Genomic DNA, 14,018 nt, shown 5'->3' with positions numbered 1-14,018 from the left:
CATGTCCCACCGCATTCTCGCCACGACGCTCTCCGCGGCGTTGCTGTCCTCCGCCCTGTTCGTCACGGGCGGGTCGGCCTCCGCCCACGACGGCGAAGTCCACGAGCCGAGCAGTGCCGACCGGCACTCGCGTGACGGCGCCGGCCGCGCCCTGGCCGGGCTCAAGCGGAGCCTGGCGCCGTACGCCGACGTCCAGCACGCGCTCGCCGACGGGTTCATCCCGGTCTCGGAGTGCACCGAGTCGCCCGAGGGTGGCATGGGCGTGCACTTCCTCAACCCGGCCCGGGCGATGGCGCCGGTCGACGCCAGTGAGCCGGCGCTCCTGCTCTACTCCCCCACCGCGGGCGGCGGCTACGAGCTGATCGGTGCCGAGTGGTTCCAGGCCGACGCGGACCAGGACCTGAGCACGGACGGCGACCGTCCCAGCCTCTGGGGACGCCCCTTCGAGGGCCCGATGACGGGTCACGGCCCGGGGATGCCGGTGCACTACGACCTGCACGTCTGGCTCTTCGACAGCAACCCCGACGGCGTCTTCGCGCCGTGGAACCCGTCGGTCTCCTGCTGACTCACCCACAGTGCCCGTGGCCACCACCCGGTGGCCACGGGCACTGTCCTGTCGCTGGCGCGAGCGGGGCGTGAGCACCGGCATAGTGAGCCAGGTCACACAAATGTCAAGCCTTTGTTGCATGCTGAGCAGTCTGTTGCGTCTGTCACAACAAAGGTCTATCGTCGAAGGGCCCGGGCACGGACCCATCGAAGGGACACACAGCATGACCACCACCCCCGAGACGCCGCGCCGTCGGCCGCCGGTGAGGAACGGCAGGCCGACCGCGCAGGCGGTCCACGACGCTGTCGAGGACGCATTCAAGTCACCGGCGGGAGACCCCATCCCGCACCCGGCGCTCGACGTCGAGCCCGAGGCGCCCCGCACTGAGAGCGGTGGCGTCGACAAGGTCGTCTTCGGCGTCAGCGCGGTCGTCGCGCTGGCGTTCCTCGCCTGGGGAATGATCAGCACCACCTCGCTGAGCAGTGCATCGGGCAACGCTCTCGGCTGGGTGATGGGCAACGCCGGCTGGCTGTTCGTGCTCACGTCGAGCTCGTTCGTCGTCTTCGTCATCTGGCTGGCGGCAAGCCGCTACGGCAACATCCCGCTCGGTCGCGACGACGAGCGACCCGAGTTCCGGACCATCTCCTGGATCGCCATGATGTTCAGCGCCGGCATGGGGATCGGCCTGATGTTCTACGGCGTCGCCGAGCCGATCTCGCACATGGTGGCCCCTCCCCCGGGCACCGGCGAGGCCGGCAACCCCGACGCCGTCCAGAACGCGATGGCGACGACCCTCTTCCACTGGACGCTGCACCCGTGGGCGCTCTACGCCGTCGTCGGGCTCGCGATCGCGTACGGCGTCTACCGCAAGGGCCGCCTGCAGCTGATCTCCGCCGCATTCGAGCCCCTTCTCGGCAAGCACGCGCACGGCAGCGTCGGCAAGGTCATCGACATCTTCGCGATCTTCGCGACCCTGTTCGGCTCCGCGACCTCGCTGGGCCTCGGCGCCCTCCAGATCCGGACGGGCCTGGAGATCGTCGCCGGCATCGGCACGACGGGCAACGCCGTGCTCATCGGCATCATCGCCGTCCTCACCGCCGCCTTCGTGGTGTCCGCCGTGTCGGGTGTCGCCAAGGGCATCCAGTGGCTCTCCAACATCAACATGGTCCTGGCGGTCACCCTCGCCCTGTTCCTGTTCGTGGTCGGCCCGTCGATCTTCATGCTCGACCTGCTCCCGACGTCGATCGGCAGCTACATCCAGACCCTTCCCGAGATGTCGGCCCGCTCCGGCGCCGAGGGTGCCGACACCCAGGCCTGGCTCGAGGGCTGGACGGTCTTCTACTGGGCGTGGTGGCTGTCCTGGACGCCGTTCGTCGGCATGTTCATCGCCCGCATCTCCCGCGGTCGCACGATCCGCCAGTTCGTCACCGGCGTGCTCGTGGTGCCCAGCCTGGTCAGCGTCGTGTGGTTCTGCGTCATGGGCGGCGCCGCGATGAACCTGCAGCAGAACGGTGTCGACATCGCGGGTGCCGGCGGCTTGGAGTCGCAGCTGTTCACCACGCTCGAGTCCTTCCCGCTCGCGACCGTCACCTCGGTGCTGGTCATGGTGCTGGTCGCGATCTTCTTCGTCTCGGGCGCCGATGCGGCGTCGATCGTGATGGGCACGCTCTCCGAGAAGGGCACCCAGCACCCCAGCCGGTTCAACGTGATCTTCTGGGGCGTTGCGACCGGGGCGTCCGCCGCGGTGATGCTGCTGGTCGGAGGCGCTGACGCGCTCAGCGGTCTGCAGACCATCACCATCGTGGCTGCGCTGCCGTTCGTCCTCGTGATGGTCGGAATCACCGTGGCCCTCGTGAAGGACCTGCGCAAGGACCCGCTGATGGTTCGCCGCCAGTACGGCGAGGAGGCGGTCGCGCAGGCGGTGATCGCCGGCGTCACCGAGCACGGTGACGACTTCGCCTTCAGCGTGGAGTGCACCAACGGCGCCAAGAGCAGCACCGGGGACGACCCGGCGTAGCTTCCCGCCAGACAGAGCTCCGGCCGTGCGCATCGCGCACGGCCGGAGTTTTGTGTGTGGTGCCAGGTGGTGAGGCCTGGTGGTCAGACCAGGGGGCCCGGTCGGGTCAGCCGACCGGCTCGAGCCGGACCACGACCGACTTCGAGGTCGGGGTGTTGCTGCCCTCGGCGGCAGAGCCCAGCGGCACGAGGGGGTTGGTCTCGGGATAGTAGGCCGCGGCGGTGCCGACCGGGGTGTCGTACTCGACGACGCGGAAGTTGCGTACGCGGCGGTCCCGGCCGTCCTCCCAGCAGCTGACGATGTCGACCCGGTCGCCGTCGCGCAGGCCCATCGCCTTCAGGTCGCGGCGGTTGACCATCACCACGAGACGACCGCCCTCGATGCCTCGGTAGCGGTCGCTCAGGCCGTAGATGGTGGTGTTGAACTGGTCGTGGCTGCGCAGGGTCTGCAGCACCAGGTGACCTGGTGGCACCTCGATCGTCTCGATCGGCGAGGCGGTGAACTGCGCCCGGCCGGAGGGCGTGTGGAAGCTGCGGGTGTCGCGGGGAGGATGCGGCAGCACGAACCCGCTCCGCTCGACCACCCGCCGCTCGAAGTCGACGAACCCGGGCACGACGCGCTCGATCCCGGCACGGATCAGCCGGTAGTCGGACCGGAGCGCTGCCCAGTCCACGACCGACCGGTCGCCCAGGGCGGCCTCGGCGATGCGGGTGACGATCGCGACCTCGGACCGGAGGTGCTCGCTGGCCGGGTCGAGCCGGCCGCGGGAGGCGTGCACCACCGACATCGAGTCCTCGACGGTGATGAACTGCGGTCCGGTCGCCTGGTCGTCGCGCTCGGTGCGCCCGAGGGTGGGCAGGATCAGCGCGGTGCGACCGGTGATCAGGTGCGAGCGGTTCAGCTTCGTGGAGATCTGCACGGTCAGCGCCGTCTTCTCCAGGGCCGCTGCAGTCAGGGCGGTGTCGGGTGCGGCATGCAGGAAGTTGCCCCCCAGCGCCACGAACACCGCCGCCTTGGCCTCGAGCATGGCGTGGATGGACTCCACGACGTCGAAGCCGTGGTGGCGCGGTGGCTCGAAGCCGTACGCCGCCTCGAGCGCGTCCAGGAACGCCGGCGGCGGCTTCTCCCAGATGCCCATGGTGCGGTCGCCCTGGACGTTCGAGTGGCCGCGGACCGGGCACAGGCCCGCCCCTGGCTTGCCGATGTCGCCACGCGCGAGCGCGACGTTGATGACCTCCTTGATGGTGGCCACCGAATTGCGGTGCTGGGTCAGCCCCATCGCCCAGCAGTAGATCGTGGCGTCGGAGTCGGCGATCATCCTCGCCGTCTCGGTGATCTGCTCACGCGAGAGCCCGGTCGCGGCGAGCACCTGGTCCCAGTCCACGCCGAGGACGTGGTCGCGCCACTCGCCGAAGCCCTCGGTGTAGCCCGAGACGAAGTCGGCGTCGACCGCGTCCCACTCGACCAGGAGGCACCCGATGGCCTGGAAGAGCGCGAGGTCGCCGTTGAGCCGGATCTGCAGGTGGAGGTCGCTGAGGTCGGTCCCCGCGCCCACGACGCCGCGGGGGTACTGCGGGTTGCGGAAGTTCACCAGCCCGGCCTCGCGCAACGGGTTGATCGAGATGATGCGGGCACCGCGCCGCTTCGCGATCTCGAGCGCCGAGAGCATCCGCGGGTGGTTGGTCCCGGGGTTCTGTCCGGCGAGCACGATGAGGTCCGCCCGGTAGAGGTCCTCCAGGCTCACGCTGCCCTTGCCGATGCCGATCGTGTCGATCATGGCGACGCCACTCGACTCGTGGCACATGTTGGAGCAGTCGGGCAGGTTGTTGGTCCCGAGCTCGCGCACGAACAGCTGGTAGACGAAGGCAGCCTCGTTGGAGGCGCGGCCCGAGGTGTAGAAGAGCGCCTCGTCCGGCGACGCCAGCTGCCGCAGGTGGTCGCCGACGAGGGCGAACGCGTCGTCCCAGTCGATCGGCTCGTAGTGCTCGGAGTCGGGGCGCTTGACCATCGGGTGGGTCAGGCGGCCTTGCTGGCCGAGCCAGTGGTCGGTCTGCTGCAGCAGGTCACTGATGGTGTGCCGGGCGAAGAACTCCGGCGTCGCCCGGACCTTCGTCGCCTCCTCGGCCACCGCCTTCGCACCGTTCTCGCAGAACTCCGCACGGTGCCGGTGCTCGGGGTCCGGGTCGGGCCACGCGCAGCTCATGCAGTCGAAGCCGTCGGCCTGGTTGAGGCGCAGCAGCGTCCGCGCTGTGCGGCTCGGTCCCATCTGGCTCAGCGCGCGCTTCATGGCGACCGTGACGGCGGGGAGTCCCGCTGCATGGTCGTGCGGATGCTCGACAGCGAGGTCGGTCTCGTCCGCGGTGCCGAGCAGCCTGCTGTCGTCGCCCGTGTAGCCGGTCCCGTTGCCGTCCGTGTCGTCGACAGCCATCAGCACTCGATGACGTTGACGGCCAGACCGCCGCGGGCGGTCTCCTTGTACTTCGTCTTCATGTCCGCCCCGGTCTCGCGCATGGTCTTGATCGCCTTGTCGAGGCTGACCTTGTGCGTGCCGTCGCCGATGATGGCGAGACGGGCCGCGTTGATCGCCTTGATCGAGGCGATCGCGTTGCGCTCGATGCACGGGATCTGCACGAGTCCGCCGACCGGGTCGCAGGTGAGGCCGAGGTTGTGCTCGATGCCGATCTCGGCGGCGTTCTCGACCTGGGGCGGCGTACCGCCCATGACCTCGGCCAGACCGCCTGAGGCCATCGAGCAGGCCGAGCCGACCTCGCCCTGGCAGCCGACCTCAGCACCCGAGATCGAGGCGTTCATCTTGAACAGGATCCCGATCGCCGCGGCAGTGAGGAGGAAGCGCACGATCCCGTCGTCGTCGGCTCCCGGTACGAACCGCACGTAGTAGTGCAGGACCGCCGGGATGATGCCCGCCGCGCCGTTGGTCGGCGCGGTCACGACGCGGCCGCCGGACGCGTTCTCCTCGTTGACCGCCAGGGCGTAGAGATTCACCCAGTCGATGACGTGGAGCGGGTCCACCTCGCTCTTGCCCGACAGCTCGCGGAAGAGCCCGGGAGCCCGGCGCGGCACCTTGAGGCCGCCGGGGAGGACGCCTTCGCGGTGGAAGCCGCGCTCGATGCACTCGGCCATCACCGACCACAGGTGCAGCATCCCCGCGCGAATCTCCTCCTCGGATCGCCAGGCCTGCTCGTTGGCGAGCATGACGTCGCTGATCGACATCTGCTCGCGCTCGCAGATGGCCAGCAGCTCCTGGCCGGTGCTGAAGGGGAACTTCACCTCGGTGTCGTCGACGACGACGCGATCGGCTCCGGTCGCCACCTCGTCGACGACGAACCCGCCGCCGACCGAGTAGTAGGTGCGGAACTGGATCTCCGTGTCGTCCCCGTCGAACGCCGCGAAGGTCATCCCGTTGGGGTGTGCGGGCAGGCTCTTGCGCCGGTGCATGACCAGGTCGCTGTCGACGTCGAAGCGGACCGGTGTCGTGCCGTTGAGCACGAGCTCACCGGAGCGTCGGATCTCGTCGATCCGTGCCTCGGCGCGGTCGGTGTCGGTGGTCGCCGGGTCCTCGCCCTCGAGCCCGAGCACGACGGCCTTGGGCGAGCCGTGGCCGTGTCCGGTGGCGCCCAGCGAGCCGAAGAGCTCGGCGCGCACGCGGCGTACGTCGCCGAGCCGGCCCGACTTCTCGAGCCCCTCGACGAACAGCCTCGCCGCGCGCATCGGACCGACCGTGTGCGACGACGACGGCCCGATGCCGACCGAGTAGAGGTCGAAGGCGGAGAGCGCCATCAGGCTCCCTCTGCGGCAGGCGCCTGGCCGGCCGGCAGCGGGGAGGCGAACTCCAGCGCGGCGTCGAGCAGCCAGGCCGCGACGTACTGCGCGAGGGATGCCCGAGGCATGACGCGGAACGTGTGCGCGTCGATCTTCCACAGCAGGACGGGCACCCGGGCCAGCGAGGTGGTGATCGCGGTGTTGTCGGCGAAGGCCCGTGGGTGCAGGTCGGCCGGGCAGCCCTTGTCGAGGACCGCGCGGGCCGCCCGGCCGGAGACCTCGATGACCGTACGGTTCGCGGAGATGTCGACGACCTGGGCGCGTCCGTCCACTGTCGCCGACCGCAGCGAGGCCACCAGGGACTCGGGTGCCGTCTGCGAGACGACGAGCCACTCGTCGGGCCCGAGCCAGAGCACCGAGTGGGCACCCTCGCCCGTCACGTCGCCGCACCGCTCCGGGAGGCCCGTGCCGAGGACCCCCTCGATCCGCCGAGCGGTGTCGGAGCCCGGCTCGACGCGGAGGCTCACCATCGTGAGGTACGGCCATTCGAGCAGCCGCACCGCGCGCTCCCCGGGAACGGGGCCGCCGCGGAGCTCGGCAGCCATGTCGTGGAGCGGGCTGCGTCGGAGGCCTTGCAGCGTGGTCAGGTCAGCCATCGCGCCTGGTCCCTTCCGGGTCGTAGAGAACGGACGAGGTCACTTCGACCTCGACCAGGCGGTCGCCGACGGGCGCCAGCAGCACCTCACCGATGCGGTCGCGACCACCCTTGATCAGGGCGAGCGCGAACGGCCGCCCCAGCGCCACGCTGTCGTAGCTCGACGTCACGTGGCCCAGCATCGGCACCGGCTTGGGACGCTCGGACAGCGCCGGACCGGCCTCGATGACCTGGCTGCCCTCGGGCAGCCGTGTCGTGCGGTCGACGGGCAGCAGGCCGACCATCTGCTTGCGGTCGGGCCGCATGTTGTCTGCACGCGTGTAGGAGCGCTTGCCGACGAAGTCCTTCGTCTTCGACACGATCCAGTCCATGCCGGCGTCCTGCGGCGTGACGGTGCCGTCCGTGTCCTGGCCGACGATCGGGTAGCCCTTCTCGGCACGCAGCACGTGCATCGTCTCGGTGCCGTACGGCGTGATGCCGAACTCGGCGCCGGCGGCGACGACGTCCTCCCAGACCCGGCGGCCGTACCAACCCGAGACGTTGATCTCGAAGGCGAGCTCGCCGGAGAAGGAGATCCGGCAGATCCGGGCGGGGATGCCCGAGGCCAGCGTCGTCTCCTGGAAGGTCATGAAGCCGAAGGCGTCGTTGGAGACGTCGAGGCCGGGAGCCATCTTCGCGACGACCTCGCGTGACTTCGGGCCGACCACTGCCACCGTCGACCACTGCTCGGTGACCGAGGTGCAGTAGACGTCGAGCTCGGGCCACTCGGTCTGCAGCCACTCCTCCAGCCAGTCCAGCACGCCGGCAGCGCCACCAGTGGTGGTGTGCATGTAGTAGCTGTCCTCGGTCACGCGCAGCGTCACGCCGTCGTCGAACATCATGCCGTCGGGCTTGCACATCACGCCGTAGCGAGCCGAGCCGATCGCCAGCTTCTTGTAGGCGTTGGTGTAGATCCGGTTGAGGAACTCGCCTGCGTCGGCGCCCTTGATCTCGATCTTGCCGAGCGTCGAGGCGTCCATCATGCCGACGCTGGTGCGCACCGCACGGCACTCCCGCTCCACCGCGGCGTCGAGGTCCTCGCCGTCCCGGGGGAAGTACCACGGACGCAGCCATTGGCCGACGACCTCGAACTCGGCACCGTGCTCGACGTGCCAGCCGTGGATCGGGGTGATCCGCTTGGGGTCGAACAGCTCACCCCGCTCCCGGCCGGCCAGCGCCGCGAAGAGCACAGGCGTGTACGGCGCGCGGTGGTTGCTGAAGCCGACCTCGGCGACGTCGAGCCCGAGTGCCGCGGCGATCACGCCACCGGCGTTGACGCCGGACGTCTTGCCCTGGTCCTGGCCGGTGCCGATCGAGGTGTAGCGCTTGACGTGCTCGATGCTGCGCATGCCGGCACCGGTCGCGCGCCAGACGTCGGCGACGCTCTGGTCGCGGTGCAGGTCGACGAAGTGCTCGTCCCACTCCCCCGGCTCACCCTCGGCGGCGGGCACCAGCCACAGTGCGCGGACCTCGCCGACCTCGGTGGCCGTGCCCGCGGCAGCAGGCGCCGTGGTGGCCTCGACCGGGAAACCGGCCGTGGTTGCCGCGGCGGCGCCTGCCGACGTGCCCTCGGCGAGGGCGTCGCCGAGGAGGAAGGTGCCGTTGTTGGCGCCGACGACGGTCTGGTCCTTGACCTTGCTCCCTGGCACGAAGGCGACCAGCGACGCGTCGTACGTCGTGGTGCCTTGGCGTTGCGTGTGCAGGTGCACCAGCGGGCTCCAGCCACCGGAGACCGCGAGCACGTCGGCGTCGATGGTCTCGAGCGGCGTGACGGTGTCGTCGTCGGCGATCGACGCGGCGTGGACCCGCGTCAGGAGCGCAGTCCCACTGTCGGCCTCGGCCCGCTCGACGGTCGTGCCGGAGAGGACCCGGACCCCCGCCGCGGCGACCTCGGTCGCGCGGACCGACAGGCTGCCCCGGGCGTCGAGCACGGCGGCCACCTCGAGACCGGCGGCGAGGATGTCCTCGACCACGTCGTACGCGCTGTCGTTGGTGGTGGCGACCACAAAGCGGCGACCGGGCGTCACGGCGTAGCGGTTGAGGTAGGTGCGCACGGCACCGGCGAGCATGACGCCGGGGACGTCGTTGCCGGCGAAGACCAGCGGGCGCTCGTAGGCGCCGTTGGCCAGGATCACCTGGGCCGCACGGATGTGCCAGACCCGCTGGCGCGAGAAGCCGTCCGGCTGGGGGGCGGACGAGCCGCCGGCCCGGTCCTCGACGGCGAGCACGTAGTTGTCGTCGTACGAACCGAAGGCGGCCGTGCGGGTGAGCACCGTGACCTCCTCGGCCGCGGCGAGCGTCGCGGCCGCCTGGGCGACCCACTCGGTCGCCGGCGTGCCGTCGACCAGCTCGGTGCGGCTGCCCAGCAGCGAGCCACCGAGCTCGGCCTGCTCGTCGAGGAGGATGACGCGGGCGCCGGAGCGCGCGGCCGACAGGGCAGCGGCGAGGCCCGAGGGGCCGGCGCCGACGACCAGCACGTCGGTGTGCACGAACAGCTTGTCGTACGCCGCAGTGTCGGGCTCGGGGTCCAGGACTCCCAAGCCGGACAGCGTCTTCGCCTTCAGGCCGTCGGTGAGCGAGCGGACGGTCGCGGTGACCGACGGCTCGGAGTGCTCGCCGAGGATCTGGACCAACGCGTTGGGCTCCTCGCCACCGGCCGCCAGGATGCCGCGGGGGCGGCCGCGGTAGATCGAGTCACCGCCCCGGACCCGCCCGTTGGCGATCAGGGCCGAGGCGATGGTGTCGCCGGGGTGACCGGTGAGCTGCTCGCCGTCGACGGTGAAGGTCAGCACCGTGTCACGGTCGATGCAGCCGCCCGCGGGCAGGCGGTGACTGCGCCGTGGGGTCTGGGGGCTGCTCATGCCGTTGCTCCTGCGGTGTCGGCGCTGGCCAGGCTGCTGATGTCGGGCCGGGGGTCGTTGCTCGTGTAGACCGCGAGGAACTCGTACGTCCGGGTGTCGCGCACGGCGTTGAACCACTTGCGGCAGCCGCCGCTGTGCACCCAGCGCTCGGCGAAGGGACCCTTGGGGTTGTCGCGGAAGAAGAGGTACTCGGCCCACTCCTCGTCGCTCAGCGCGCTCGGGTCCTCGGGGTAGGCGACGTGCGCCTGGCCGCCGTAGTGGTACTCGGTCTCGTCCCGCAGTCCGCACCACGGGCACTCGATCTGCAACATGGCAGGTGCTCCTTCTCAGTCTCGGGCGGGATCAGTGCGCGACGCCGGCGGCGCCGTGCTCGTCGATGAGGTGGCCGGTGGTGAAGCGCTCCAGCCCGAAGGGCTTGTTGAGCTCGTGCGACTCACCGGTGGCCATGGTGTGGGCCATCGCCCAGCCGGCCGCGGGAGTGGCCTTGAAGCCACCCGTGCCCCAGCCGGCGTTGACGTAGAGGCCGTCGACCGGAGTCGCGCCGATGATCGGCGATGCGTCCGGGCAGACGTCGACGATGCCGCCCCAGGTGCGCAGCAGGTGCGCCCGGCCGAAGATCGGGAAGAGCTCCAGCGCCGCGGCCATCTGGTGCTCGATCACGTGGAACGAACCGCGCTGGCCGTAGCCGTTGTACTGGTCGATCCCGGCGCCCATGACCAGCTCGCCCTTGTGCGCCTGCGAGACGTAGACGTGGACGTAGTTGGACATCACGACGGTCGGGTGGACCGGCTCGTAGAGCTCGGAGACCAGCGCCTGCAGCGGGTGGGACTGCACCGGCAGCCGGAAGCCGGCCTTCTCGGCGAGCACGCTGGAGTGGCCCGCCGCGACCATGCCGACGGTGTCGGAGAGGATCCGGCCGCGGGTGGTCTCGACACCGGTGACCCGGTTGCCGTCCTTGACGAAGCCGGTGACCTCGCAGTTCTGGATGATGTCGACGCCCATCGCGTCGCATGCCCGGGCGAACGCCCACGCCACGTGGTCGTGCTTGGCGATGCCGGCGCGCGGTTGGAAGGTCGCACCGAGGACCGGGTAGCGCACGTCCTCGGAGATGTTGATGATCGGGCAGACCTTGGCCACCTCCTCGGCGGTGAGCCACTCCGCGTCGACACCGTTGAGGCGGTTGGCCTCGACGCGGCGCACGGAGTCGCGGACGTCGCCGAGGGAGTGCGCCAGGTTGAGCACGCCGCGCTGGCTGAAGAGGAAGTCGTAGTCGAGCTCCTCGGGGAGCTCCTCCCACAGCTTCAGCGCGTGCTCGTAGATCGCCGCGGACTCGTCCCAGAGGTAGTTCGAGCGGATGATCGTGGTGTTGCGGGCCATGTTGCCGCCGGCCAGCCACCCCTTCTCCAGGATGGCGATGTTGGTCATGCCGTGGTTCTTGGCGAGGTAGTACGCCGTGGCGAGGCCGTGGCCACCGCCGCCGATGACCACCGCGTCGTAGGACGACTTCGGGTCGGGGTCCCGCCAGAGCCACTCGGGGTGCTCGCCGGGCATACCGTGGGACATCAGCGCTCCTGGCTGTCGAACTGAGGCGGGTAGAGGGGGAACTTGTCGGCGAGGGCCTCGACGCGGCCGCGGAGCTCGGCGAGCTGCTCGGCCTCCCCCTCGCCCGTCAGCGCGGCCGCGATGATCTCCGCAACCTCGGTGAAGGCGACCGCGTCGAACCCACGGGTCGCGAGCGCCGGCGTACCGATCCGCAGTCCCGAGGAGACCATCGGCGGACGCGGGTCGAACGGCACGGCGTTGCGGTTCACGGTGATGCCCACGGCGTGCAGCCGGTCCTCGCCCTGCTGGCCGTCGAGCTCGGAGTGGCGCAGGTCGACCAGCACCAGGTGCACGTCGGTGCCGCCGGAGAGCACCGAGATGCCCGCCTCGGCGAGGTCGGGCTGCGAGAGCCGCTCGGCGATGATCCGCGCGCCCTCGAGGGTGCGCTCCTGACGGTCCTTGAACGCCGGCTCGGCGGCCATCTTGAAGGCCACCGCCTTGGCGGCGATCACGTGCTCGAGCGGACCACCCTGCTGACCGGGGAAGACGGCCGAGTTGATCTTCTTCGCCAGCGACTCCTTCGAGAGGATGACGCCGCCGCGCGGACCGCCGAGGGTCTTGTGCGTGGTGGTGGTGACGATGTCGGCGTACGGCACCGGGCTCGGGTGGAGGCCGGTGGCCACCAGGCCGGCGAAGTGGGCCATGTCCACCATCAGGTAGGCGCCGACCTTGTCGGCGATCCGCCGGAACTCCGCGAAGTCCAGCTGACGCGGGTAGGCCGACCAGCCGGCGATGATCAGCTTGGGCTTGTGCTCGACGGCGAGGCGCTCGACCTCGGCCATGTCGATGCGGAAGTCGTCCGGCGAGACCTGGTAGGCCACGACGTCGTAGAGCTTGCCGGAGAAGTTGATCCGCATGCCGTGGGTCAGGTGACCGCCGTGGGCCAGGTCCAGGCCGAGGATGGTGTCGCCCGGGTTGAGCACGGCGAACATCGCGGCAGCGTTGGCCTGGGCGCCCGAGTGGGGCTGGACGTTGGCGGCCTCGGCACCGAAGAGCGCCTTGATCCGGTCGATCGCGAGCTGCTCGACGACGTCGACGTGCTCGCAGCCGCCGTAGTAGCGGCGGCCGGGGTAGCCCTCGGCGTACTTGTTGGTCAGGACGGAGCCCTGGGCCTCCATGACCGACCTCGGAGCGAAGTTCTCCGAGGCGATCATCTCGAGCGTCGTCTGCTGGCGGACCAGCTCGCGCTCGATCTGCTCGGCGACCTCGGGGTCGAAGTCGGCGAGGGTGCGGTCGAGGACGGACATCTGTGAGGTCATGACATCACTCATCGACTCAGGCCCCGACCATGCCGTGGGGGTCGATGACGAACTTCTGGGCGGCGCCCTTGTCGAACGCGGCGTAGCCGAGAGCGGCGTCGTCGAGGCTGATCGCGGTGGCGTTCACGGCCTTCGCGATGTGCGCCTTGTCGGCCAGGATCAGGTTCATCAGCTGGCGGTTGTACTTCTTCACGGGGCACTGGCCGGTGACGAAGGTGTGGGACTTCGCCCAACCGAGGCCGAGCCGCACGCCGATCTGGCCCACCTTCGCGGCGTCGTCCACCGCGCCCGGGTCGCCGGTCACGTAGAGGCCGGGGATGCCGAGGGAGGCGCCGGCACGCGAGATGTTCATGATGTCGTTGAGCACCGTGGCGGGCGCCTCGGCGGCGTCCTTGCCGTGGCCGCGCGCCTCGAAGCCGACGGCGTCGACAGCCGCGTCGACCTCCGGCTCGCCGAGGATGTCGGCGACGATGTCCACCAGCGAGTCACCCTTCGACAGGTCCGCGACCTCGCAGCCGAAGCTGGCGGCCTGCGCGAGGCGGTCGGCGTTCATGTCGCCGACGATGACGGTCGAGGCACCCAGGAGCTGCGCCGAGTACGCCGCGGCGAGGCCCACCGGGCCGGCACCGGCGACGTACACCGTCGAGCCCGTGGTCACGCCGGCGGTGTAGGCGCCGTGGTAGCCGGTCGGGAAGATGTCGGAGAGCATCGTGAGGTCGAGGATCTTCTCCAGCGCCGCGTCGCGGTCGGGGAACTTCAGCAGGTTGAAGTCGGCGAACGGGATCATCACGTACTCCGCCTGGCCGCCGACCCACCCGCCCATGTCGACGTAGCCGTAGGCCGCGCCGGCACGCGCCGGGTTCACGTTGAGGCAGATGCCGGTCTTGCCCTCGTTGCACATCCGGCAGCGACCACACGCGATGTTGAACGGCACCGAGCAGATGTCGCCGACCTCGTGGAAGAGGACGTCGTCGCCGATCTCGACGATCTCGCCGGTGATCTCGTGGCCCAGGGACTGGCCCACGGGCGCCGTCGTCCGGCCACGGACCATGTGCTGGTCGCTGCCGCAGATGTTGGTCGTGACGAGCTTGAGGATCACCGCGTGCGGGGCGGCCTGCTTGATGCCGAGCCCCTCGGCGACCTCACGTGGGATCTCCAGCTTGGGGAACTCGATGGTCTCGATCGCGACCTCTCCAGGTCCCGCGTAGACGACGACTCGGTTGTCAGCCATGGGGTGACTCCATTCTTGGTTCGGGGG

At 70.1% G+C, this 14,018-nt stretch carries 10 protein-coding genes; 2 read left to right on the top strand and 8 right to left on the bottom strand.

What is annotated here, in order from left to right:
• Window position 1 precedes the first annotated feature (1 nt).
• A complete protein-coding gene (locus tag J3P44_RS04190) occupies window positions 2-565 on the top strand; it encodes a hypothetical protein (protein ID WP_255888970.1) in 564 nt (187 codons plus the stop codon).
• A 205-nt stretch (window positions 566-770) separates the two neighbouring features.
• Entirely contained in the window at window positions 771-2,564 is a 1,794-nt protein-coding gene (locus J3P44_RS04185; protein WP_255888969.1) for a BCCT family transporter, read from the top strand.
• A gap of 106 nt (window positions 2,565-2,670) precedes the next feature.
• On the opposite strand, the gene J3P44_RS04180 is transcribed toward J3P44_RS04185, so the two are convergent.
• Genes J3P44_RS04180 through fdhA form a run of 8 tightly spaced genes read right to left on the bottom strand, consistent with a single transcriptional unit; the run spans window position 2,671 to window position 13,991 of the window.
• Entirely contained in the window at window positions 2,671-4,992 is a 2,322-nt protein-coding gene (locus J3P44_RS04180) for an FdhF/YdeP family oxidoreductase (RefSeq protein ID WP_255888968.1), read from the bottom strand.
• Window positions 4,992-6,362 carry an L-serine ammonia-lyase gene (locus J3P44_RS04175; protein WP_255888967.1) on the bottom strand — a complete coding sequence of 457 codons (1,371 nt, stop codon included), beginning with the start codon at window positions 6,360-6,362 and terminating at the stop codon, window positions 4,992-4,994. Before J3P44_RS04175 ends, J3P44_RS04180 begins: the two co-directional genes overlap by 1 nt.
• Window positions 6,362-7,000, bottom strand: a complete 639-nt coding sequence (locus J3P44_RS04170; protein WP_255888966.1) for a sarcosine oxidase subunit gamma — start codon at window positions 6,998-7,000, stop codon at window positions 6,362-6,364. Before J3P44_RS04170 ends, J3P44_RS04175 begins: the two co-directional genes overlap by 1 nt.
• The gene (locus tag J3P44_RS24900; RefSeq protein ID WP_305121879.1) at window positions 6,993-9,899 is read right to left on the bottom strand and encodes a 2Fe-2S iron-sulfur cluster-binding protein; all 2,907 of its coding nucleotides are present in this window, start codon (window positions 9,897-9,899) and stop codon (window positions 6,993-6,995) included. The genes J3P44_RS04170 and J3P44_RS24900 overlap by 8 nt, the downstream gene beginning before the upstream one ends.
• Window positions 9,896-10,210 carry a sarcosine oxidase subunit delta gene (locus J3P44_RS04150; RefSeq protein WP_255888965.1) on the bottom strand — a complete coding sequence of 105 codons (315 nt, stop codon included), beginning with the start codon at window positions 10,208-10,210 and terminating at the stop codon, window positions 9,896-9,898. The genes J3P44_RS24900 and J3P44_RS04150 overlap by 4 nt, the downstream gene beginning before the upstream one ends.
• A gap of 31 nt (window positions 10,211-10,241) precedes the next feature.
• On the bottom strand, window positions 10,242-11,462 hold the full coding sequence (locus tag J3P44_RS04145; protein WP_255888964.1) for a sarcosine oxidase subunit beta family protein: 1,221 nt from the start codon (window positions 11,460-11,462) through the stop codon (window positions 10,242-10,244).
• Window positions 11,462-12,760 carry a serine hydroxymethyltransferase gene (glyA, locus tag J3P44_RS04140; protein ID WP_372496469.1) on the bottom strand — a complete coding sequence of 433 codons (1,299 nt, stop codon included), beginning with the start codon at window positions 12,758-12,760 and terminating at the stop codon, window positions 11,462-11,464. Before glyA ends, J3P44_RS04145 begins: the two co-directional genes overlap by 1 nt.
• A 16-nt stretch (window positions 12,761-12,776) precedes the next feature.
• A complete protein-coding gene (gene fdhA, locus J3P44_RS04135) occupies window positions 12,777-13,991 on the bottom strand; it encodes a formaldehyde dehydrogenase, glutathione-independent (protein WP_255888963.1) in 1,215 nt (404 codons plus the stop codon).
• Window positions 13,992-14,018 lie beyond the last annotated feature (27 nt).

This window comes from Nocardioides astragali, assembly GCF_024436375.1.
GTDB classification, from domain to species: Bacteria; Actinomycetota; Actinomycetes; order Propionibacteriales; family Nocardioidaceae; genus Nocardioides; species Nocardioides astragali.
The sequence above is the reverse complement of the archived record's forward strand: the minus strand, read 5'-3'. Positions and strand labels throughout refer to the sequence as shown.

Excerpts from the sequence above, each read along its gene's own strand:
- J3P44_RS04190 (WP_255888970.1), top strand. The coding sequence starts at position 2 with ATGTCCCACCGCATTCTCGCCACGACGCTCTCCGCGGCGTTGCTGTCC.
- J3P44_RS04185 (WP_255888969.1), top strand. The coding sequence starts at position 771 with ATGACCACCACCCCCGAGACGCCGCGCCGTCGGCCGCCGGTGAGGAAC.
- J3P44_RS04180 (WP_255888968.1), bottom strand. The coding sequence starts at position 4,992 with ATGGCTGTCGACGACACGGACGGCAACGGGACCGGCTACACGGGCGAC.
- J3P44_RS04175 (WP_255888967.1), bottom strand. The coding sequence starts at position 6,362 with ATGGCGCTCTCCGCCTTCGACCTCTACTCGGTCGGCATCGGGCCGTCG.
- J3P44_RS04170 (WP_255888966.1), bottom strand. The coding sequence starts at position 7,000 with ATGGCTGACCTGACCACGCTGCAAGGCCTCCGACGCAGCCCGCTCCAC.
- J3P44_RS24900 (WP_305121879.1), bottom strand. The coding sequence starts at position 9,899 with ATGAGCAGCCCCCAGACCCCACGGCGCAGTCACCGCCTGCCCGCGGGC.
- J3P44_RS04150 (WP_255888965.1), bottom strand. The coding sequence starts at position 10,210 with ATGTTGCAGATCGAGTGCCCGTGGTGCGGACTGCGGGACGAGACCGAG.
- J3P44_RS04145 (WP_255888964.1), bottom strand. The coding sequence starts at position 11,462 with ATGTCCCACGGTATGCCCGGCGAGCACCCCGAGTGGCTCTGGCGGGAC.
- glyA (WP_372496469.1), bottom strand. The coding sequence starts at position 12,760 with ATGACCTCACAGATGTCCGTCCTCGACCGCACCCTCGCCGACTTCGAC.
- fdhA (WP_255888963.1), bottom strand. The coding sequence starts at position 13,991 with ATGGCTGACAACCGAGTCGTCGTCTACGCGGGACCTGGAGAGGTCGCG.